Annotated in this window: 18 protein-coding genes and 2 pseudogenes; 12 read left to right on the top strand and 8 right to left on the bottom strand. The window is 39.3% G+C overall.

Features of this window, described 5'->3' with window-relative positions; all coding sequences use genetic code 11:
• Positions 1–69: 69 nt before the first annotated feature.
• The 4 genes and pseudogenes from BLV99_RS16595 to BLV99_RS16580 form a co-directional block, all read left to right on the top strand.
• Positions 70–204, top strand: a pseudogene (locus BLV99_RS16595) (SirB2 family protein); the annotation flags it as partial.
• An 82-nt stretch (positions 205–286) separates the two neighbouring features.
• Positions 287–1,129 carry a ParA family protein gene (locus BLV99_RS16590; RefSeq protein WP_086184165.1) on the top strand — a complete coding sequence of 281 codons (843 nt, stop codon included), beginning with the start codon at positions 287–289 and terminating at the stop codon, positions 1,127–1,129.
• A gap of 8 nt (positions 1,130–1,137) precedes the next feature.
• On the top strand, positions 1,138–1,527 hold the full coding sequence (locus tag BLV99_RS16585) for a hypothetical protein (protein WP_086164890.1): 390 nt from the start codon (positions 1,138–1,140) through the stop codon (positions 1,525–1,527).
• A gap of 217 nt (positions 1,528–1,744) precedes the next feature.
• A complete protein-coding gene (locus BLV99_RS16580; protein WP_086184164.1) occupies positions 1,745–2,335 on the top strand; it encodes a LysE family translocator in 591 nt (196 codons plus the stop codon).
• A 27-nt stretch (positions 2,336–2,362) separates the two neighbouring features.
• On the opposite strand, the gene BLV99_RS16575 is transcribed toward BLV99_RS16580, so the two are convergent.
• Positions 2,363–2,995, bottom strand: a complete 633-nt coding sequence (locus BLV99_RS16575; RefSeq protein WP_092692694.1) for a DedA family protein — start codon at positions 2,993–2,995, stop codon at positions 2,363–2,365.
• Between the two features lie 192 nt (positions 2,996–3,187).
• Here BLV99_RS16575 and BLV99_RS16570 point away from each other — a divergent pair, with 192 nt between their 5' ends.
• From BLV99_RS16570 to BLV99_RS16555, 4 genes and pseudogenes are all read left to right on the top strand, one after another.
• On the top strand, positions 3,188–3,604 hold the full coding sequence (locus BLV99_RS16570; RefSeq protein WP_092692691.1) for a DoxX family protein: 417 nt from the start codon (positions 3,188–3,190) through the stop codon (positions 3,602–3,604).
• Between the two features lie 135 nt (positions 3,605–3,739).
• A complete protein-coding gene (locus BLV99_RS16565) occupies positions 3,740–4,108 on the top strand; it encodes a NirD/YgiW/YdeI family stress tolerance protein (protein ID WP_092692690.1) in 369 nt (122 codons plus the stop codon).
• Positions 4,109–4,260: 152 nt separating this feature from the next.
• The gene (gene guaA, locus BLV99_RS16560) at positions 4,261–5,844 is read left to right on the top strand and encodes a glutamine-hydrolyzing GMP synthase (protein WP_092692687.1); all 1,584 of its coding nucleotides are present in this window, start codon (positions 4,261–4,263) and stop codon (positions 5,842–5,844) included.
• 252 nt (positions 5,845–6,096) lie between these two features.
• Positions 6,097–6,903 (top strand): annotated as a pseudogene (locus tag BLV99_RS16555) (restriction endonuclease); the annotation flags it as partial.
• Here the strand turns inward: BLV99_RS16555 and BLV99_RS16550 are convergent.
• A complete protein-coding gene (locus BLV99_RS16550) occupies positions 6,904–8,175 on the bottom strand; it encodes a GGDEF domain-containing protein (RefSeq protein ID WP_092692685.1) in 1,272 nt (423 codons plus the stop codon).
• A 327-nt stretch (positions 8,176–8,502) separates the two neighbouring features.
• Here BLV99_RS16550 and BLV99_RS16545 point away from each other — a divergent pair, with 327 nt between their 5' ends.
• The 3 genes from BLV99_RS16545 to BLV99_RS16535 all read left to right on the top strand — a co-directional run bounded on the left by BLV99_RS16545 (position 8,503) and on the right by BLV99_RS16535 (position 10,609).
• Complete coding sequence (locus BLV99_RS16545; protein WP_092692682.1) at positions 8,503–9,450, top strand: pirin family protein; 948 nt, start codon at positions 8,503–8,505, stop codon at positions 9,448–9,450.
• 21 nt (positions 9,451–9,471) lie between these two features.
• A complete protein-coding gene (locus tag BLV99_RS16540) occupies positions 9,472–9,873 on the top strand; it encodes an OsmC family protein (RefSeq protein WP_092692697.1) in 402 nt (133 codons plus the stop codon).
• An 88-nt stretch (positions 9,874–9,961) separates the two neighbouring features.
• Complete coding sequence (locus BLV99_RS16535) at positions 9,962–10,609, top strand: glutathione S-transferase (RefSeq protein WP_092692679.1); 648 nt, start codon at positions 9,962–9,964, stop codon at positions 10,607–10,609.
• A 387-nt stretch (positions 10,610–10,996) separates the two neighbouring features.
• Here the strand turns inward: BLV99_RS16535 and phoR are convergent, their stop codons facing one another.
• The 3 genes from phoR to BLV99_RS16520 all read right to left on the bottom strand — a co-directional run bounded on the left by phoR (position 10,997) and on the right by BLV99_RS16520 (position 14,020).
• Complete coding sequence (gene phoR, locus BLV99_RS16530) at positions 10,997–12,355, bottom strand: phosphate regulon sensor histidine kinase PhoR (RefSeq protein ID WP_092692676.1); 1,359 nt, start codon at positions 12,353–12,355, stop codon at positions 10,997–10,999.
• 25 nt (positions 12,356–12,380) lie between these two features.
• Complete coding sequence (gene phoB / locus BLV99_RS16525; RefSeq protein ID WP_004649592.1) at positions 12,381–13,091, bottom strand: phosphate regulon transcriptional regulator PhoB; 711 nt, start codon at positions 13,089–13,091, stop codon at positions 12,381–12,383.
• Between the two features lie 221 nt (positions 13,092–13,312).
• Positions 13,313–14,020, bottom strand: a complete 708-nt coding sequence (locus BLV99_RS16520; protein WP_092692674.1) for a TetR/AcrR family transcriptional regulator — start codon at positions 14,018–14,020, stop codon at positions 13,313–13,315.
• Between the two features lie 231 nt (positions 14,021–14,251).
• Here BLV99_RS16520 and BLV99_RS16515 point away from each other — a divergent pair, with 231 nt between their 5' ends.
• A complete protein-coding gene (locus BLV99_RS16515) occupies positions 14,252–15,091 on the top strand; it encodes an SDR family NAD(P)-dependent oxidoreductase (RefSeq protein ID WP_086164878.1) in 840 nt (279 codons plus the stop codon).
• Between the two features lie 311 nt (positions 15,092–15,402).
• On the opposite strand, the gene BLV99_RS16510 is transcribed toward BLV99_RS16515, so the two are convergent.
• The 3 genes from BLV99_RS16510 to BLV99_RS16500 form a co-directional block, all read right to left on the bottom strand.
• Positions 15,403–15,726 carry an LLM class oxidoreductase gene (locus tag BLV99_RS16510; protein ID WP_244516347.1) on the bottom strand — a complete coding sequence of 108 codons (324 nt, stop codon included), beginning with the start codon at positions 15,724–15,726 and terminating at the stop codon, positions 15,403–15,405.
• Between the two features lie 210 nt (positions 15,727–15,936).
• Complete coding sequence (locus tag BLV99_RS16505) at positions 15,937–17,304, bottom strand: MATE family efflux transporter (RefSeq protein ID WP_092692672.1); 1,368 nt, start codon at positions 17,302–17,304, stop codon at positions 15,937–15,939.
• Positions 17,305–17,425: 121 nt separating this feature from the next.
• Entirely contained in the window at positions 17,426–18,580 is a 1,155-nt protein-coding gene (locus BLV99_RS16500; RefSeq protein WP_092692669.1) for a methionine aminotransferase, read from the bottom strand.
• Positions 18,581–18,828 lie beyond the last annotated feature (248 nt).

The raw sequence follows: 18,828 nt of genomic DNA, 5'->3' as shown, positions 1-18,828 counted from the left end.
AAAAGATTGAAAACCATTTTAAAGCTTTCGACTTAACCTTTTTTTACATCAATAATGGCTTCATTTAATGTCAGCATACTTTTTGAAACACCACCAAAAGATGATCATATTTTATTGCTACAACGTCGTGCAGGCTTAGCCATTGCTGTGGTGGCATTGATTGCGATAATCGGTCTGGTGATGTTGAAGCCTAATTTCGGCTAATTGTTAGACATTATTATTTGTGCAGCAATCGGTCTAGGTTAAACTGCAAACAATACATAAATATAAAGCATGGAGGTTATTAATGCGGACACGTGTGGTTTTTAATCAAAAAGGTGGGGTCGGTAAATCTAGTATTGCCGTGAATCTGGCAGCAATCAGTGCATATCAAGGTTTTAAGACCTTGTTAATTGATCTAGATCCACAAGCCAATTCTAGCCAATATTTATTGGGTGATGATGCAACGTATTCGGCGGATAAACCCGCTTTGGAGCCGAATATTGAAAATTATTTTGAAGAAATGCTGGGCACAACACAAAGCAAAGGGCTTTTGAGCAACGCGATTGGTTCTATTCTAAAAAATCGTGCCAAAGGTTTACAAAGTTATGTGCACTCATCTCCTTTTAAAAATTTAGATGTGATTCCTGCAAGCCCAACTTTGGGTGCGCTGGCCTATGCTTTAGAATCGAAACATAAAATTTATAAATTGCGTGATGCTTTACAGCAGTTGGAGGGAGAATATGAGCGTGTTTATATTGATACGCCGCCAGCATTTAACTTTTTTACCCTATCGGCTTTAATTGCTTCGGATCGGGTATTAATTCCTTTTGATTGTGATGTTTTTTCAAAACGTGCTTTACAGACCTTGATTGAAAATGTCATCGAAACACAAGATGATCATAATGATCGCTTGGAAATTGAAGGGATTGTGGTGAATCAATTTCAAGCACAAGCAAAATTACCACGTGAAGTGGTACAACAACTTAAAGATGAAGGTTTACCCGTTTTAGCCAGCATGTTGCCGCCGTCAATTTTGATGAAGGAATCTCATTTTAAAAATCAGCCTCTCATTCATTTGGCTACTGATCATAAATTGACGCAAGCCTATCAATCGTTGTTCAATGAAATTGAGCAAAATAAGATTTGAGATTTCCTATGAAAAAAATTTATGTCAGCCTATTCATGGCAAGTAGCGTTTTATTAGGTGCATGTGCGACCACAGTAAAACCGACTTATATATCACCCACGCAGTATCAAGCTTTGAACTGTCAACAATTACAAAGCGAATATAACCGTATTCAGCAATATGTCGATAATGGTGTGCAACCGGCTAAGCGTACTGGCGTAGGTGTCGGTGTTGGATTAGGTGGGGGCTGGGGCAGTCGTGGTGGTTGGGGCATTGGTCCAAGTGTTTCAGTGAACATGGGGCAGTCTTCTAATACGAAAAATACTGAATTAGCTCGTCTTTTAGGTGAGCAAGAAGCTGTGGTTCAAGCGGCAAAATTCAAAAACTGTCCCATTATTATTCGTAATAAAGCACAATAATGGTCGGAATAAGCACACTGTTGTTGCGCTTTGAGAAACAACAGTGTGATAAAATATTAGCAAAATGTTTCAATAAAATATAATAAATATCATATGTTTAATTATTTACAAGATGGTATTTAAACGCTTGAAGTCATATTTTTTGATCGAAAGACTTGTCACTTTTTATGACTTTCATATAAGGTGTGTCACTGTTTAATGGTGATGTTAGGTCTGTATGATTGAGAGTTGGCTTTTTGTATTGGCAGTGATTGCGGTTCTGATGATTCCCGGTCCGACCAATGCATTACTTGCAAGCTCGGCACATCAAAAAGGGGTGGCAAAAACCAGTCTTTTTATTCCAGCAGAGCTATTGGGTTATTTTTATGCCATTAATTTGTGGGCATTATTTATCCATTTATGTAGCCCAACGTGGCCACATTTAATCAATTTATTACATTTACTCAGTGCCCTGTATGTTTTTTGGTTGGCTTTTCATTTATGGAAATCATCCCATTTGGAACAGCATAGTCAACGCTATCCATCTATTCGACCTCGCCAACTGTTCTTTTCGACCTTAAAAAATCCAAAAGCTTTATTGTTTGCTGCGGGCGTATTGCCGCCTGAAACTTGGCAGAATCCGAGCAATTTTATTTTAGTTTTTGCTGTGTTTGCTTTGGTACTTTTACCAACGGTGATGTTTTGGATGTCTTTTGGACGTGCGATTTTGGCAGGTCAATCAAAGCAAAAAAAAGCCGATCTTTTATATAAAGGATCGGCCATGTTATTACTGCTGTGTATGTTGCCCGTGGTGATGCGGTTTTTTTAACACTTACACCTTTTATCACACGCGTATTTAATGGCTCTTTTTCAGCTTTTGACGAATGAAACCAATAATACCGGGAAGTACACTGAGAATAATAATGCCAAAAATAAGATGGGTAAAATTGTCTTTGACAATCGGCATATTGCCAAATAAATAGCCCAACGTAATAAATGAACCGACCCAGCAGATTGCACCAATCACATTAAAACTAAGAAAAAATTTGTAATTCATGTTGCCTGCACCCGCCACGAATGGAGCGAAAGTACGAGCGAAAGGAACAAAGCGTGCAAAAATAATGGTCTTGCCACCATGTTTCTCAAAGAACTTTTGCGTGTAATGTAAATGCTTTTTATTAATAAAACGTGATTCCATTTCAAATACACGTGGCCCGATAAGTTTACCAATATGATAATTCAGTGTGTCACCGAGTACGGCCGCAATAAACAATAGCACCACCAAAACAAAGGGATCCATCACGCCCGTTGAGGCAGCTAGTGCACCTGCGGCAAACAATAAGCTATCACCTGGTAAAAATGGCATGACCACTAAACCCGTTTCTACAAAAATAATTAAGAAAAGAATGGCATAAATCCAGATGCCATAATTGGTGATAAATTCGAGTAAATGGTCATCAACATGTAATATAAAATCAATCAGTTCCATGGGGTCACAGACAGCGAAAATGTGCTGAAATCCTAGCAGTCTAAGGTATGAAAGTCAGTATAAAAACGTAAATAAATTCCAGTTTAATCATTCTATATTTGCAACGATGTATCTACAAATAGCTGCTTTATTCAGCAAAAAAAACAGCCTAGTATCAATCCATCATCACAAAAATATTGAATAGGTCACCTCATGTTAAATCCGAATGTTGTGCTAAAAAATCTGCTTCAAGGCCCACAGGCCGATGCTTTGATCAGTCTCATTGCGCGTGTTCTGATGGCTTATATTTTTATTATTGCAGGCTGGGGGAAAATCACGGCTTATAGTGCAACTGTTGGTTATATGGAATCAATGGGTGTACCCGGAGTCATGCTACCTTTAACCATTTTGGTTGAGTTTGGAGGTGGTTTGGCGTTGTTATTGGGTTTTCAAGCACGCTTTGCTGCATTGGGCTTAGCGGTATTTAGTTTGATCACGGCTTTCCTTTTCCATAATGGTGCAGAAGATGGTATCAATTTTATGAAAAATATGGCCATGACGGGTGGGCTATTGTTCTTGATGTTACACGGTGCGGGTAAATTCAGTCTAGATCATCATATTGAAAAATAATGGATTGATTTTTAGCGTTATAAAAGGTGATTTTATCTGGCTTCAATGGCCTTGAAATTACAAAAAGTCAGCGTACAGAGGGTTCAAATTTTGTTTAGATAAAATTTTAGCGCACTTTAGAATAGGAAAATAAATATGCATAAGATTTTGATGGTTATTCTATTCACTAGTTCTATTTTTACAAAGGTAAATACTTGGGCGGGTAAGGACGATCATATTATTCTTCGAGAAGCTGCAAGCAATCAGGTGAAAGTGGCAGAGGTTAAAAATTTAAAAGACGAAACTGCCGTCACTTTAACGGGTATTTTGGTGAAGCATTTAAACCAAGAACATTATGAGTTTAATGATGGCACAGGTTTAATTTTACTTGAAATCGATGATGATCTTTGGAAATCGGCTGGTATTCAGGCGGGTGACAAGGTCACTGCCATTGGTGAGGTGGATAAACATCGTTATAAACCAACCGATATTGAAGTGGTTAAAATAGAAAAAGTTCTGGATTGATTGCTATAGAGCGCCCGAAAATGGGCGCTTTTTTAGCGCTGAAATATAATGCAATCAATTGAATGTGCGCCTTGGATGAATGGTGTGCGTCTAGCAGATAAAAATGATAGAATGTCGCGCTTATATTCGTTTGCCTGCATAGTGGTTTATCCATGACTACCAATACCCAAATTACTGAAGATCGCATCCTAATTTTGGATTTCGGTTCTCAATATAGTCAGCTTATTGCACGTCGTGTACGTGAAGCTGGTGTTTATTCTGAAATGTATGCCTATGACATGTCTGAAGAAGACATTCGTGCGTTTAATCCGAACGGTATCATCTTGTCTGGTGGGCCTGAAAGTGTGCATGAAGAAGGTAGTCCACGTGCGCCAGAAGTTGTGTTCAACTTAGGTGTACCTGTATTAGGGATTTGCTATGGTTTACAAACCATGTCAGAGCAGCTTGGCGGTAAAGTAGAGCCGGGTACAGTACATGAGTTTGGTTATGCAGCAGTTGATGTTTTAGTTCGTGATCAGCTTCTTGGTGATTTAAACGATGCTGATTCTGAAAGTGGCGACAACAAACTCAATGTTTGGATGAGCCATGGCGATAAAGTTTCTGCGATCCCTGAAGGTTTCTCAGTCACTGCAAGCACGCCAAGCTGTCCATTTGCAGCAGTAAGCGATGAAAAACGTCGTTTCTACGGTGTACAGTTCCATCCAGAAGTGACCCATACTGCAAAAGGTGCTGAGTTACTGTCTAACTTCGTACACAACATTTGTGGATGTCGTAATCTTTGGAATTCTGAAAACATTATTGACCTCCGCGTTGAACAATTACGTCAACAAATTGGCGATCAAAAAGTTCTTTTAGGTTTGTCTGGTGGTGTCGATTCATCAGTTGTTGCGGCACTTTTACACCGTGCGATTGGCGATCAGCTGACTTGCGTATTTGTAGACAACGGTTTACTTCGTTTGAACGAAGGCGAGCAAGTGATGGACATGTTTGCAAAAAACATGGGTATCCGTGTGATTCGTGCCGATGCTGAAGATCGTTTCTTAACTGCACTGAAAGGTGAAGTTGATCCAGAGAAAAAACGTAAAATCATTGGTCGTGAATTCATTGGCGTATTTGCTGAAGAAGCACGTAAGCTTGATGGCGTAAACTTCCTTGCACAAGGGACAATTTACCCTGACGTGATTGAATCTGCGGCAACTAAAAATGGTAAAGCACATGTGATTAAATCACACCATAACGTGGGTGGTTTGCCAGAAGATTTAGCCTTTGAATTGGTTGAGCCAATTCGTGACTTGTTTAAAGATGAAGTACGTCGTTTAGGGACTACTTTAGGTTTACCGTTTGAAATGCTATATCGTCATCCATTCCCAGGTCCAGGTTTGGGCGTGCGTATTTTGGGTGAAGTGAAAAAAGAATATGCAGATATTCTTCGTCTTGCTGATGACATCTTTATGCAAGAACTTCGTGCTAGTGGTTGGTATGACAAAACTGCGCAAGCCTTTGCGGTATTCCAACCTGTGAAATCAGTTGGTGTTGTAGGTGACGGTCGTCGTTATGCATGGGTGATTGCGCTTCGTGCGGTTGAAACGGTTGACTTTATGACAGCGCGTTTTGCACATCTTCCTTATGATTTGGTTGATAAGATTTCAACACGTATCATGAATGAAATTGCTGATGTTTCACGTGTTGTTTATGACGTGTCATCTAAGCCACCAGCAACGATTGAATGGGAGTAATTTAGGGATTTCAAGAAGCAACGCTTCTTACCTAAATTACGGCAAAGGCTATACCTGCGGCAGTGAGTAAAAAAATTACTTAAAAAAGAGCGCTTAGGCGCTCTTTTTATTTAAAATTAAATCGTTAAAGAGAATTTTTTTATTATTTTATGATCCGTGAAGTTTCTTATTCATGAAATTATTGGCAGAGAAAATGTTGCTATCAAAACTTTAAATGCTGTCAATTGCTTCGCTCAATAATTAGGATTAAGTGAAGAAGAACTAAATTTAAGATTATCAAGTGGTACAAAAACAATTTTTTATGATCGTACTGGTTGGGCTAAAACTTATTTAGCTAAGGCTGGTTTGATAAATCAGCCAAAGCGTGGATTTTGTGAATTAAGCCCAATAGGGCGTCAATTAGATTTAGCAAAGTTGACAAGTATTACAAATGAGTTTTTGATGCAGTTCGAAAGTTTCTCAAATTATAAATTAGGAATCTCTAAAGAAAATCAGGAAATTCAGCAAGAAAAAAATATTGATACAACACTATTACAGAAGTCAGATGATAAAAGAACGCCTGATGAAATAATCATAGAGACAACTGAATTATTAAAGAGTGATTTACTGAAATTGGTTAAAGAAAATAGCCCTGCATTTTTTGAAAGATTAGTTGTCGATTTGCTGGTTGCTATGGGTTATGGCGGTTCACATCAAGATGCAGCTCAAGCAATTGGTAAAACCAACGATGGTGGTATTGATGGTGTGATCAGTGAAGATCGTTTAGGTTTAGATAAAATTTATATTCAAGCTAAACGTTGGGAAAATACTGTTGGTCGTCCTGATATTCAACAATTTAAAGGTGCTTTGGCGGATCAAGTTGCGAAAAAAGGTGTTTTTATAACAACTTCTAGTTTTAGTAAAGAAGCGATTGAATCTGCTAAAAAATCGGGAATTGTGTTAATTGATGGTGAGAAGCTCACATCACTGATGATTGAATTTGGCTTAGGTGTTCAGATCGAACGTAGCTTCCATATCTACAGAATTGATCAGGATCGTTTTGACGAAGAAAATTTATAGTTATTTATAACTATAAATGGCGACTTGATTACGTCCATTTTTCTTGGCTTCATAGAGCGCAATATCTGCATTTTTAATCAGTAAATTTAAATCGTTTTGCTGTGGTTGCAGTTGAGAGATACCAATGGACACGGTAAAGTTGAAAAAGAATTTATTTTGAACACAAATTTGATGGCTTTCAATTTTCTGGCATAAGCGATTGGCAATAATAATTGCTTCATCCAGTGTGGTGTTGGGCAATAAGGCAATAAATTCTTCGCCTCCAAAACGAGCGAGTACATCGGTGTAGCGCATTTCTTGGCGAGAAATCTCAGCAAGTATACGAAGAACCTCATCCCCGACATCATGTCCGTAGGTATCATTAATTTTTTTGAAAAAATCGATATCAAACATGAGTAAGCAGGCTAAATTATATTTTGGCCATTTCTGAATGGTCTTTTCAGCCATCTGCATAAATTGTCTACGATTATTGAGTTGGGTTAGTTCATCTGTATGAGCAAGTTGACATAAAGCGTAATAATTCCAATCATTTAATAAAACCCGTAAAAAATTCCGTTTTGAATTTAAAGTATTATTCCAACTGATATACATGCTGAGTAATAAAACAGGGGTATATGTGAATGAAAATAGAATGGCTTCCTGAAAACTGACTAAGTTAAATACTCCTCCTAAAATAATTGCACTAGTGAGTAAAGAGGTAAATATGGAATATCGAAAGGAGACCTGTATGCATAAATTGCCCAATAAAATAAAAATTACAGAAGCATAGATATAAGTATGAACCAGCGGACTCTGTGATAAATACAACAGTCCTAACCAGACGACCGCGGCTATTGCGACATAAATAGGCAGTAAACTGTCTAAAATATTAATATTTTTACAGTAACGGAAGAAGAAGATATTGATGAGTATTGCGCCTAGTACCAAACTTAGCCGCGCTATAGCAGAAATCATAACGATTTCAGGTAATAAGAACCAATCTACAAAAAAATAGATTAAAAATGTAAGTTGACCAATGTAATTAACGTATTTTAAAAATTGTCGTTGGTGTTTATTTTGATAGTTTAAGTAATATTGCTGAAATTGTATTGGAATACGCGTGATTGGAGCATCTAATGCCTGTTCTATTATTTTTCGATTTTCAGCACTACATACCTGCTCCGGTAAAATATACGCAGTTTCATGGTTAAATTTTTTTTCTCTAGGTGTTTCAAAATGATGACTATTTTTATCATTTTTGTCACGAGAGCTTTTTTGATCTCTCTTAAACATTTAAGTCAGCCCCATATGTGGGTTGTAAGTAAAGAATCATATGCTGAAGAATAAATTTTGTATATAAAACAAACATTGAATGGTCAGTGCAATTGTGACAATTTTTTTTATATGTATAAAATTCATATGAATAAGAGATTAATATTCAATTGGATCAATCAGCAAAGGGTTGCTCATCAAGAAAAGTTTCAAAAATGATATTGTCCTATACATAGTATTCAGCGTATTAAGTGACTTATAGGCTGAGTTTGTAAGAGTCTATATGATGATAAGAATAGATGAAGACATTAAAAGCACGGTTTAGTCCGTAAGACTTAGGATAAGAATATGACCAATAGTAACTATATAGAGCTTTCTAACTCAGACGATTGTGAAAAATACGTGAATCAATTTATTCAGGAATTTCCTTTGCGTAGTGCAGAAATTGGGCAGGGAACCATCATTAAACGTGCATTGCCTAGCCGTCACAAACGCTTAATTGGCGCATGGTGCTTTCTAGATCATGCAGGGCCAGTCACTTTTCCTCAAGGTGATGGTTTAGATGTTGGCCCACATCCGCATATGGGTTTACAAACCTTCACTTGGATGATTGAAGGCACCATGATGCATACCGATAGCTTAGGCACCAAACAATTGATTCGCCCGAAGCAGGTCAATTTGATGACCGCAGGTTATGGTATTTCACATACTGAAGTTGCGCCAGAAACGGAAACCCATATGCATGCTGCTCAGCTTTGGATTGCATTGCCTGATGATAAAATAAATATGGCACCGCGTTTTGACCATTATCCAGAACTTCCCGTAGTCGAAAAAGATCAGGTGGAATTCACCGTTTTGGTTGGTGAGTTTTTTAAAACCAAATCTCCTGTCGCAGTGCATACCGAATTACTCGGTGTCGATTTAACCGCAAAAGAATCGACCACCACGCGACTTCAACTCAATCCAACCTTTGAACATGGTTTTATGGCCTTGGATGGGACGGCTGTGGTGAATGGTCATGAATTGACTGAAGACAATATGGTGGTGTTAGAGCCCGGTCTGGCTGAAATTGAAATTCAGTTGCATGCTGGCAGCCGTATTTTATTGTTAGGCGGCGAACCGTTTGAGTCACCGATATTGCTATGGTGGAATTTTGTCGGACGTACGCAGGAAGAACTGAGCCTTGCCCGAGATCAATGGATTAATCAAGATCAACGCTTTGGTGATATTGCGGATTATCCAGGTCCAAGATTAGAAGCACCTGCCTTCCCAGATAAAATGCGTGCATCGCGATAAAAAAATAGAGGATTAATGATTATGGCAATTATTGCAAATGCTGAAGTACGAACGCTTGCTGAACCTTGGTCGGGTGAGGTGAGAAGTGGCACACACCAATTTATCACCGATAAACCTGAGTCTTTTGGTGGACAAGATCAAGGGCCTGCACCTTATGATTTGATTTGTTCTGGCCTGATTTCTTGTACCATGATCACGCTACGCATGTACGCCAGCCATAAAGGGCTTGAGTTGGGTGAGTTTTCGGTTGAAGCTGACTTTTATGTCAATAAAGAAGGCAAAGAATGGATTGAACGTCGTTTATCTTTTGCACAGCCGCTATCGGAGGAACTGAAGCAAAAAGTTTTAGAGATTAGCAGTAAAACGCCTGTGACCAAAACCTTGTTGCGTAGTGTAGAGATAAAGACCGTACTTGTTGAATGACCCGATAGTTATGACATTTTGTGTAAAGCAGGGTGTCATTTTTTTAGAGCGATGCGTATAGTCAAAGCATAAAAATAGAGGTCAAAAAATGATTACATTACACCACTTAGATCAGTCACGTTCTTTTCGAATTTTATGGGCTTTAGAGGAATTGGAACTTGATTATCAAGTGCAGTTTTATCAGCGCTTACCGACTTTTGCTGCACCCCCTGAATTAAAATTGGTGCATCCTTTGGCGAAAGCACCAGTATTAACCGACGATGATCAAACCATTGCGGAATCTGCGGTTATTTTACAGTATTTGCAAGAAAGCTATGATGTGCAACAGCAGTTTAAACCGCAGCATAAAGCAGAACAGCAGCAGTATCGTTATTGGATGCATTATGCGGAAGGTTCGTTAATGCCTTTATTGGTGATGCAGCTGGTGATGAATAATGTACCCAAACATGTGCCGTGGTTGATTAAGCCGATTGCAGAAAAAATAACAGTCGGGGTCAAGACTGGATTTATTCGTCCTCGTTTAAAAGATCATATTGAATATTTGGAAGATTATTTATCTAAGCATGAATATTTTGCGGGTACATTTTCTTTTGCAGATGTTCAAATGTGGTTTCCATTAGAAGCGATTCAATCCAGAACAACGGGTTCTTATCCAAATATCAAGGCATATCTACAACGTATTGCGCAACGTCCAGCGTTTCAACGTGCACGCTTGAAAGAGCAAAATTTAGCTTAAATTAGATAATTTGTATAAATCAAAAAATGTTCAATATTTGATTTTTTAAAATCAGCACTGCCTCACTTGATGAATTCAATTTTTATGCCTTTGCGTAGGCAGTATTTCTACTTTTGAAAGGTCAAAATGAGGAGCACTGCTACGCAAGAAAAACCTTTTGTTTCCCATACACGACATCCTGAGCCAGTTTTAAGCACTGCTTTAAAATGCAGCGCAAGGATGGGAAACGTGTGGCATCCATGCCACACTCATGAATTCAATACCTGTTAAAATTTGTTTTAAATTTTGGCTTTACGAACTACTCATTTTGATCAAGAAACGACTTGTAAAAGAAGTTTATTATTGATACTAAGTTTAAAAAACAGGCACTATAAAGTGCTGATATCGTTAGCTCATATGGTAGAGACGTTCTTTCGGGAACACCACTTTAAAGGTTGAACCTTGATTTTCTTTCGATTCAATTTCTAAGTGTGCGCCGTGTTGCATGAGCACATGCTTGACAATTGCTAGACCTAAACCTGTTCCCCCAGTTTGACGGCTACGCGCACTATCAACACGATAGAAACGTTCGGTTAAACGGGGTAAATGTTTGGGGTCAATGCCAATGCCAGTATCTTCAACGGTAAAATACCCTTGTACTCCGTCATCGTGCCAGCCCATGGTAATAGTGCCCCCTTTGGGGGTGTATTTAATGGCATTGGTAATAAGGTTGCTAAACGCACTGGCAAGTTCCATATCCGAACCAATCAGGTCACAATGACTATCAATTTCGAGGTTCAGTGTATGCCCATAATCAACGTTATAGGCTTGTGCATCATCAAATAATTGGTTCATCAGACTGGGCATTTCAATAATCTGATTTTTGGCAATTTGTTTGTTGCTTTCTAAACGTGAAAGCAACAGTAAATCATTGACCAAGGCATTCATCCGTTTGGTTTGTGCCTGCATTTGGTCAAAGGCACGTTTCCAGCGCGGGTTTAAATCTTCTTGATCGGTAAAAGTTTCAATATAACCACTCAGTACAGTCAGTGGCGTGCGTAATTCATGGGAAATATTATCGACAAAGTCTTTACGCATTTGTTCTAGGTTATGCATACGCGTTACGTCATAGGCCACCAATAAACGACTTTCTCCACCAAAACGGGTCATTTTAACTTGCACATAATGATCTTCAAAAGCTGAAGATTTCATTTTTAAGCCGTCAGGTGCTTGGTCAATATGATTAAAATATTCAATAAAATTAGGCTGACGTAGAATCGTTAAAATATTACGCCCACGGTCTAGAGGTTGAATCCCCAGCAATTTTTCTGCTGCTGGATTCCACCATTCAATTTGGTGTGATTCGTCAATTAACACCACGGCTTCTGCTAATGCCACCAGTGAGGATTGAGCGCGATCAATTAAGCCGACCATTTCTGCTTGTACAATACGTTCTTGGCGCTGTGCACGATAAACATTAAACAGTAATGCACCCCAAATGCCGTCTAAATTAGGCGGTACATCATAAGGACGATTAGAAATCCATTCATTGACCAAATACAATGAACGTAATTGCAGGACAAAAAAGATGCTAAAAGCGATAAAAATTAAAATCCAAAAATACCCAATCCCGATGCCAATAAAACTGGCAATCAGCAGGAGAAAGGCGAGTAGACGTAAATCTTGCTTCGCAAAAGTCCATAAGCTGCTGTAGCGAAATTTTTGATGTTCTCGTGTCAATTCTGGGACAGGGTACGGTTCATACATAAAACACAATTTACCTAAAAAACGGCTAACCTAAAGCGATATCCGCGCGGGTAGAAAAACGATAACCTGTGCCACGAACCGTTTGGACAAAGCGGTCTACAGCATATGGTTCGAGCACTTTGCGTAAACGTCGAATATGCACGTCAATGGTACGGTCTTCAATATATACGTTACCACCCCAAACTTGATCCAGCAATTGAGCGCGCGTATACGCACGTTCTGGGTGGGTCATAAAGAAGGCCAATAAACGATATTCTGTCGGGCCCATCTCTAAAATGTTCTGACCAAAACTAACACGTTGGCTCACTGGGTCAAGGATTAAACCATTGGCATCAATGGTTTTTTCGCCACTTAGCGCATTGGCACGACGTAACACCGCTTTAATACGCGAAACCAATTCTCGGGTAGAAAAAGGCTTGGTCATATAGTCATCTGCACCTGCATCGAGACCTTGAACTTTATGGTCTTCTTCACCGCGTGCGGTCAGCATAATCACTGGAATTTCGGTCAGTGTCTCGTCACGTTTTAAGCGGCGACACAAGTCAACGCCACTGATGCCACCTGGTAGCATCCAATCGAGTAAAATAAGTGCAGGACGTTGATCCACAATCATTTGGTGCGCTTGTTTCGCATCTTCTGCTTGTAAGCATTGAAAGCCTGCCATGTCTAAAGAGGTATGAATCATCTCTCGAATGGGAAGTTCGTCATCGACGATTAAAATATAGTCATCTTTCACAACGCAATATCCTATTTGATGTTAACGGTGAACCGTTTTGTATTTATGACAGGCTTATTACAAAGATTAATTATGACAGTATCATTGCAGAAAAGGGCACTCTGCCCATTTTAGTAAATAAATGTGACAATTTTTATCTGATAAAATCAAGATTTTAAAATAAATCAGTCATATAAATATAACAAATTCAAAGCTTTGAATATTTTTTGATATGCTCATGATCACGGATTTTCTTTTTTTAATATTTTTCCTTTTTCTGAAAAAGTATTCAGCAATGATAAAAAAACGATGCTACATGAGGATAAAACATCTTCCAGCGATTGTTTAAAGCCGCTGACCACCCAACGAATCGCAATTTGAGTCACATAACCATTCAGCCCCGTAGCAACGAAGGAAATTTCACGTTCTGAGCGATCAATATGCGGCATCATTAGCATGACAAAGGCCTGAATCATACGGTCAAAGCGTAACATGGTTTCATGAATGGTGGCTTGATTATGCAGTTCTTGAACCAGCATGGCATCGATATAAATAATCCGTGCCATTCGTGGATTATCTCTTAATGTGGTGAGTAAAGCGGTTAAACCTGCTTCAATCATTTTTCGTGGATCGGTGGATGCCTGCATGATGGCTTGCATCACATTGTGTTGTAATTGATCAATTAAGGTTAAAAAGATGGTTTGAAAAAGTTCATCACTTTTCTTAAAAGATTCATAAAAATAGCGCTCGGTAAGCTTGGCTTCATTGCAAATATCTTTGACCGTAACCGCAAAGAAACCATGTGTGCCATAAGCTTCAATGCCCGCTTCAATCAGTTTTTCACGACGTGCTTGTTTACGTTCAGTTAAAGATAAGCCTTTAAATTGACGTTCTTTGGTTTTTGACGTTTTCTTTTGTTTTTCTTGGAGATGGTCGTGTGGTTCAGTCATAAAAGTCGTGTGCCAAATGCAATCAAGGTTTGCCCTATGTTAACAATAATTTGTGCGTAGACCTATGCTGGAAATCGAAGGAGGGTCTTTATTCTGTTGTTGATCTAATATTATATTGACAATGAGTATTGTCAAAATTATATTGGGTGGATGAACTGTACATCATTACAGCAAAAAAATAACCAATCTGTTTGGCTTGATGATGCAGAAAGAATTGAATAAGGATGAGTCATGAAAAATTTTAAAAATAAAGTTGCAGCAATTACAGGTGCAGGTTCGGGCATTGGGCAGCAATTGGCTGTTCTTTTGGCGAAACAAGGGTGTCATTTGTCATTGAGTGATGTCAATGCACAAGGTTTGGCACAAACTGTTGAATTGCTAGAAAAAAGTAATGTTCGTGTCACGACGCAAAAGTTAGATGTTGCCGACCGTGATGCCATGAAAGCTTGGGCTGCTGATACGGTACACAATCATGGTTCAGTCAACATGATTTTTAACAATGCTGGGGTCGCACTGGGTTCAACGGTTGAAGGTGCATCTTATGAAGAACTCGAGTGGATTGTGAATATTAACTTTTGGGGTGTGGTCTATGGCACCAAAGAGTTTTTACCGCTGATCAAGAAATCGGGTGAAGGTCATGTGATTAATATTTCCAGTCTTTTTGGTTTAACGGCGCAACCGACGCAGTCTGCCTATAATGCGACCAAGTTTGCGGTGCGTGGTTTTACTGAATCATTACGTCAAGAACTGGATATTGAAAATTGTGGCGTGAGCGCATTATGCGTACATCCGGGAGGCATTCGGACCAATATTGCCAATGCTGCAAAAATGAATGACAGCTTAAAAGCACTGGGGATGAATCCTGAAAAATCGGCAAAGACGTTTAATAAATTATTGCGTTGTCCACCTGAAGAAGCAGCGCGTCAAATTTTGGAGGCTGTACAAAAAGATAAGCGCCGTTTATTGATTGGTAACGATGCAAAAACCTTAGATTTAATTCAACGTGTTTTACCAACCGGTTATCAAAAAGTAACCGCGATGGCGACGACATGGAGTAAGCGTTTTAAATAAAAAAATCGCTTCGAAACCCGCAATATTGATCTGACCTTCGAAAGTTGGATGGTTTGATTCAGCGGCTTTTAAGGACTGAGTTCTGTACTCTACAGGGCTCAGTCCTTTTAATTTAGCCTTGATTTGTTTTGCCTTACTGAGTTCAAGTATCGCAAGTTAGTCATTTTGGTTATGGCCTGCAAGTGTGTCGCTCGGTCTAGGTTTGGGCATGTTGCACATTGCCAACTTTATGTCTTTTGCTAAAGTGGGGGGAGCAAACCTAGATGAGAGAGATTTCACCTTTTTTACAAGAAGATTTTTCAATCACACAATTACAGAGGCAAGAGCCATGAGCCTAACTCAAGCAGAGGCGCACCAGTCACTGTGGCAAGTGCGGCAAATAAAGTCACTGGCTCAAAACCGACACCTTTATCGCCTAAGCCCAATTCACCTTCTTGTGCAGACCCCCAACGCACCGATAAACCATCTGCTAGAAAATAGGCATCAAATAAACCTTTTTCAGCGGTTTGCGCCAGTTCAATGGCATAAGCTAGACTTAAATGATCCTGCGGGCGTGACTCTGGATGTCGCCAACCTGCGGCATGTTGTGAGGTGGTTGGAATAAAGGCACCCAGTTTAATTTGACGTTTTGACATTGTTCTATCCTATTGATTGTATTTTTCTCAATAGTGCATCTTTCAATATCTATGCCAAATTAAAAGATTAATTAAAACAATAACATAAAACACATAAAGTTTTTATGTGTTTAAAAATAAACAGCAAAAATGGACGATTGTTGAGAATCAAACAGCATAAAAAATACTGATGTTATCTCAAACATGATCTCAATCAGATTGATTTAGAGGTTAAATCAACGCTTGAATGGTTTTTCTTTTCCAGACCAATTGATAATACAGACCTTGCAGAATACATAAGCAGACAAATGCCAAAGCATAGGCATACCAAATGCCTTGCAGCCCCCACCATTGACTAAATAAATAGGCACATGGCACTTCAATGGCAATAATAGCGAAAATGTTAATGATCATGGGTACAGTGACTGTTCCGCTGGCACGCATGATTGAGGCAAAAATCGAACTGGCACCAAAGAATAGAATAGACCACAACACGATAAACAATAACTGTTGTCCCAGTGCCACCACTTCAGGATCGGTAATGAACAAGGCCATCAAATATTTGGAGAATAGATAAGCTAAAGTGACCAAAGTGCCCGTAACCAAAATATTCATACTCAGTGCGGTACGCGTCACTTGCGCGAGTAAGTCCGATTTTCCTGCGCCAATGGCTTGCGCTGCAAAAATTGAAGCCGCAATGGAAATAGACAGGGCGGGGAATTGAATATAATTCAACACCTGATTGACGGCACCATAAGCTGCTGTTGCGTTTGAACCATAATGATTGACTAGGCCGACAATCACCAAACCTGCAACGGATGTCGTTACCATTTGGATGCCTGTTGGAATTCCCAAACGCAGCACGATTTTACTCAGTTCGGGATGATGGCGAATATGACTCAATAGCAGACGGTCTGGTTTGAGTGGGTGATCTTTTTTATTTAAGTACAGCACTAAAAAGATCAGTACGGCAAAATAGCCAACAATGGTGGCAATCGCAGGGGCAATAATGCCCATTTTCGGGAAACCAAAATAACCCGCAATCAGCACAGGGGTAATTAATAAACCAATTAAAATGGTCATTCCTGAGACAATCAGCGGTGTGGTGCTGTCACCAACACCGCGTAAAATAGAGGTGTAAATAATATAGAGAAACAGCAGTGGGCTTCCTGCCAGCATCCACTGCACATAGGGCAAGGACAGATGCATCACATCTGGGTCTGTGCCTAAAGCCAGTAGTATATGTTTGGCAAACACTACACCTAATAACGCAATCACACTGCCGCCAATTAAAGTCATAAATAGCGTTGAACCAACGACACAGCGGACTTTTTCAATATTTTGTGCGCCCCACGCTTGTCCGACCAAGACCGTTGCACCCGCGGAAAGTCCAATCACAAAAGCCATCAGAAAAAATAAAATGGGGAAGAACACCGCCACGGCAGCAATCGCATTGACCCCCATCATTTGTCCGACAAAAATGGTATTAATGGTGCCTGATAGGTTTTGCAGAATATTAGTCGCAATCAAGGGCATGAGAAAAATAAAAAATGTTTTCCATAAATTGTGTTGATTAACCATCGGCTGGTTTTTAGGCATTGAACGTCCTGTAAATATATTTTTATCATTTTGCAGATTTAAACTTACACTACCTGAGTTGGTTAAAAAAAGCCTTAGCTTTTAGGTAACTAAGGCGAAACTTTATTAGCTAATAATGCATTTAAACTGCTGACAAAATGGCAGCGGCACGTTCAAGCGTTTCATCTTTTTTAGCAAAACAAAAACGGATTAAACGTAAATTTTCGGGCGCTTGTTGATAAAAAACCGAAATTGGAATGGCGACAATGCCATGCTGTTCGGCCAGAAAGGTACACATCTCCACATCGTTTAAATCGGGACGAATCACACTGTAATTTAAGTTCTGAAAATAGGTGCCTTGCGAGGGGGTAAATTGAAAGTGTGAGTTTTTCAATCCTGAATTAAACAGATCGCGTTTTTGCTGATAAAAGCTTGCCAATTCTTCAATATGTTCAGGATGCTGCTGCATAAAGGTTGCCAATGCCATTTGCACAGGCGTGACAGCGCAGAAACTGGAAAATTGATAAACCTGTCTGAACATTTTCGTCAGTTCAGGGGCCGCAATGCAATACCCCGTTTTCCATCCCGTGACATGGAAGGTTTTTCCAAATGAACCGACCACAATACTGCGATCACGCAATTCAGCAAAAGACAGCGCTGAATAGTGTTTTTGACCATCGTAAATCAGATGTTCATAGACTTCATCGGACAGCAGCACAATGTTTTTATCCCCCATCAATTCAATTAAATTTAACCAGTCTTGATGTGACCAAATTGCACCTGTTGGGTTATGCGGAGTATTGACAATGATCATTCGGGTTTTATCATTAATGGCATCTTTCACTTGATTCCAGTCCACCGAAAAATCTGCTGAACTTAAGGCAATATGAACGGCTTTTCCGCCGACCAGTTGTACACTCGGCGCATAACTGTCATAACTGGGGTCAAAAATAATCACTTCATCATCGGTAGCAATAAGTGCTTGAATGGCTGCAAAAATAGCAATGGTTGCCCCAGAACTAATGGTAATTTCAGTTAAGGGGTCAAGGATGAGTTGATCGCGTTTTAAAAATTGTTGTGCCAATTGTTCACGGAGCGAAATGAGTCCATCACCCGAAGCATATTGATTAAATCCGTCTAAAGTTGCTTGGCTGAGGGCTTCAAGTAGTGCAGGCGGAGCAGCAAAGTCTGGAAAACCTTGCGATAGATTTAAGGCATTTAAGCGCTGTGCCATGGCGGTCATCACGCTAAAAATGGTGACCCCTTGTGCAGGTAGTTTGGAATGGAGATGAAGCATGATCCGAACTCTTTTAATATATTTTGATCATTTTTGAGTGTACCAGTAACCTCGTAGTAGAAAAATAAGCCTGAAAATTTAATCGCTTAATTTTAAAATTGATGTATAAATTTAACCGAATTTCTGTTTTTGCTAAAATTAATCAAAAATTAACTAGGGCGTGTCATCAATTAAGCCAAATTATTGTTGAAGCAAGATAGATTGCTGACAGGAAGTTTTGAGCCAATTTGTCATAGCGTGTGGCAATA

The organism is Acinetobacter kyonggiensis, from assembly GCF_900107285.1.
Classification (GTDB): domain Bacteria; phylum Pseudomonadota; class Gammaproteobacteria; order Pseudomonadales; family Moraxellaceae; genus Acinetobacter; species Acinetobacter kyonggiensis.
Note: the sequence above shows the minus strand (reverse complement) of the source record. Positions and strands in the feature narration are given on the sequence as shown.

Coding starts and splice junctions, on each gene's coding strand:
- BLV99_RS16590 (WP_086184165.1), top strand. CDS start 287: ATGCGGACACGTGTGGTTTTTAATCAAAAAGGTGGGGTCGGTAAATCT.
- BLV99_RS16585 (WP_086164890.1), top strand. CDS start 1,138: ATGAAAAAAATTTATGTCAGCCTATTCATGGCAAGTAGCGTTTTATTA.
- BLV99_RS16580 (WP_086184164.1), top strand. CDS start 1,745: ATGATTGAGAGTTGGCTTTTTGTATTGGCAGTGATTGCGGTTCTGATG.
- BLV99_RS16575 (WP_092692694.1), bottom strand. CDS start 2,995: ATGGAACTGATTGATTTTATATTACATGTTGATGACCATTTACTCGAA.
- BLV99_RS16570 (WP_092692691.1), top strand. CDS start 3,188: ATGTTAAATCCGAATGTTGTGCTAAAAAATCTGCTTCAAGGCCCACAG.
- BLV99_RS16565 (WP_092692690.1), top strand. CDS start 3,740: ATGCATAAGATTTTGATGGTTATTCTATTCACTAGTTCTATTTTTACA.
- guaA (WP_092692687.1), top strand. CDS start 4,261: ATGACTACCAATACCCAAATTACTGAAGATCGCATCCTAATTTTGGAT.
- BLV99_RS16550 (WP_092692685.1), bottom strand. CDS start 8,175: ATGTTTAAGAGAGATCAAAAAAGCTCTCGTGACAAAAATGATAAAAAT.
- BLV99_RS16545 (WP_092692682.1), top strand. CDS start 8,503: ATGACCAATAGTAACTATATAGAGCTTTCTAACTCAGACGATTGTGAA.
- BLV99_RS16540 (WP_092692697.1), top strand. CDS start 9,472: ATGGCAATTATTGCAAATGCTGAAGTACGAACGCTTGCTGAACCTTGG.
- BLV99_RS16535 (WP_092692679.1), top strand. CDS start 9,962: ATGATTACATTACACCACTTAGATCAGTCACGTTCTTTTCGAATTTTA.
- phoR (WP_092692676.1), bottom strand. CDS start 12,355: ATGTATGAACCGTACCCTGTCCCAGAATTGACACGAGAACATCAAAAA.
- BLV99_RS16520 (WP_092692674.1), bottom strand. CDS start 14,020: ATGACTGAACCACACGACCATCTCCAAGAAAAACAAAAGAAAACGTCA.
- BLV99_RS16515 (WP_086164878.1), top strand. CDS start 14,252: ATGAAAAATTTTAAAAATAAAGTTGCAGCAATTACAGGTGCAGGTTCG.
- BLV99_RS16510 (WP_244516347.1), bottom strand. CDS start 15,726: ATGTCAAAACGTCAAATTAAACTGGGTGCCTTTATTCCAACCACCTCA.
- BLV99_RS16505 (WP_092692672.1), bottom strand. CDS start 17,304: ATGCCTAAAAACCAGCCGATGGTTAATCAACACAATTTATGGAAAACA.
- BLV99_RS16500 (WP_092692669.1), bottom strand. CDS start 18,580: ATGCTTCATCTCCATTCCAAACTACCTGCACAAGGGGTCACCATTTTT.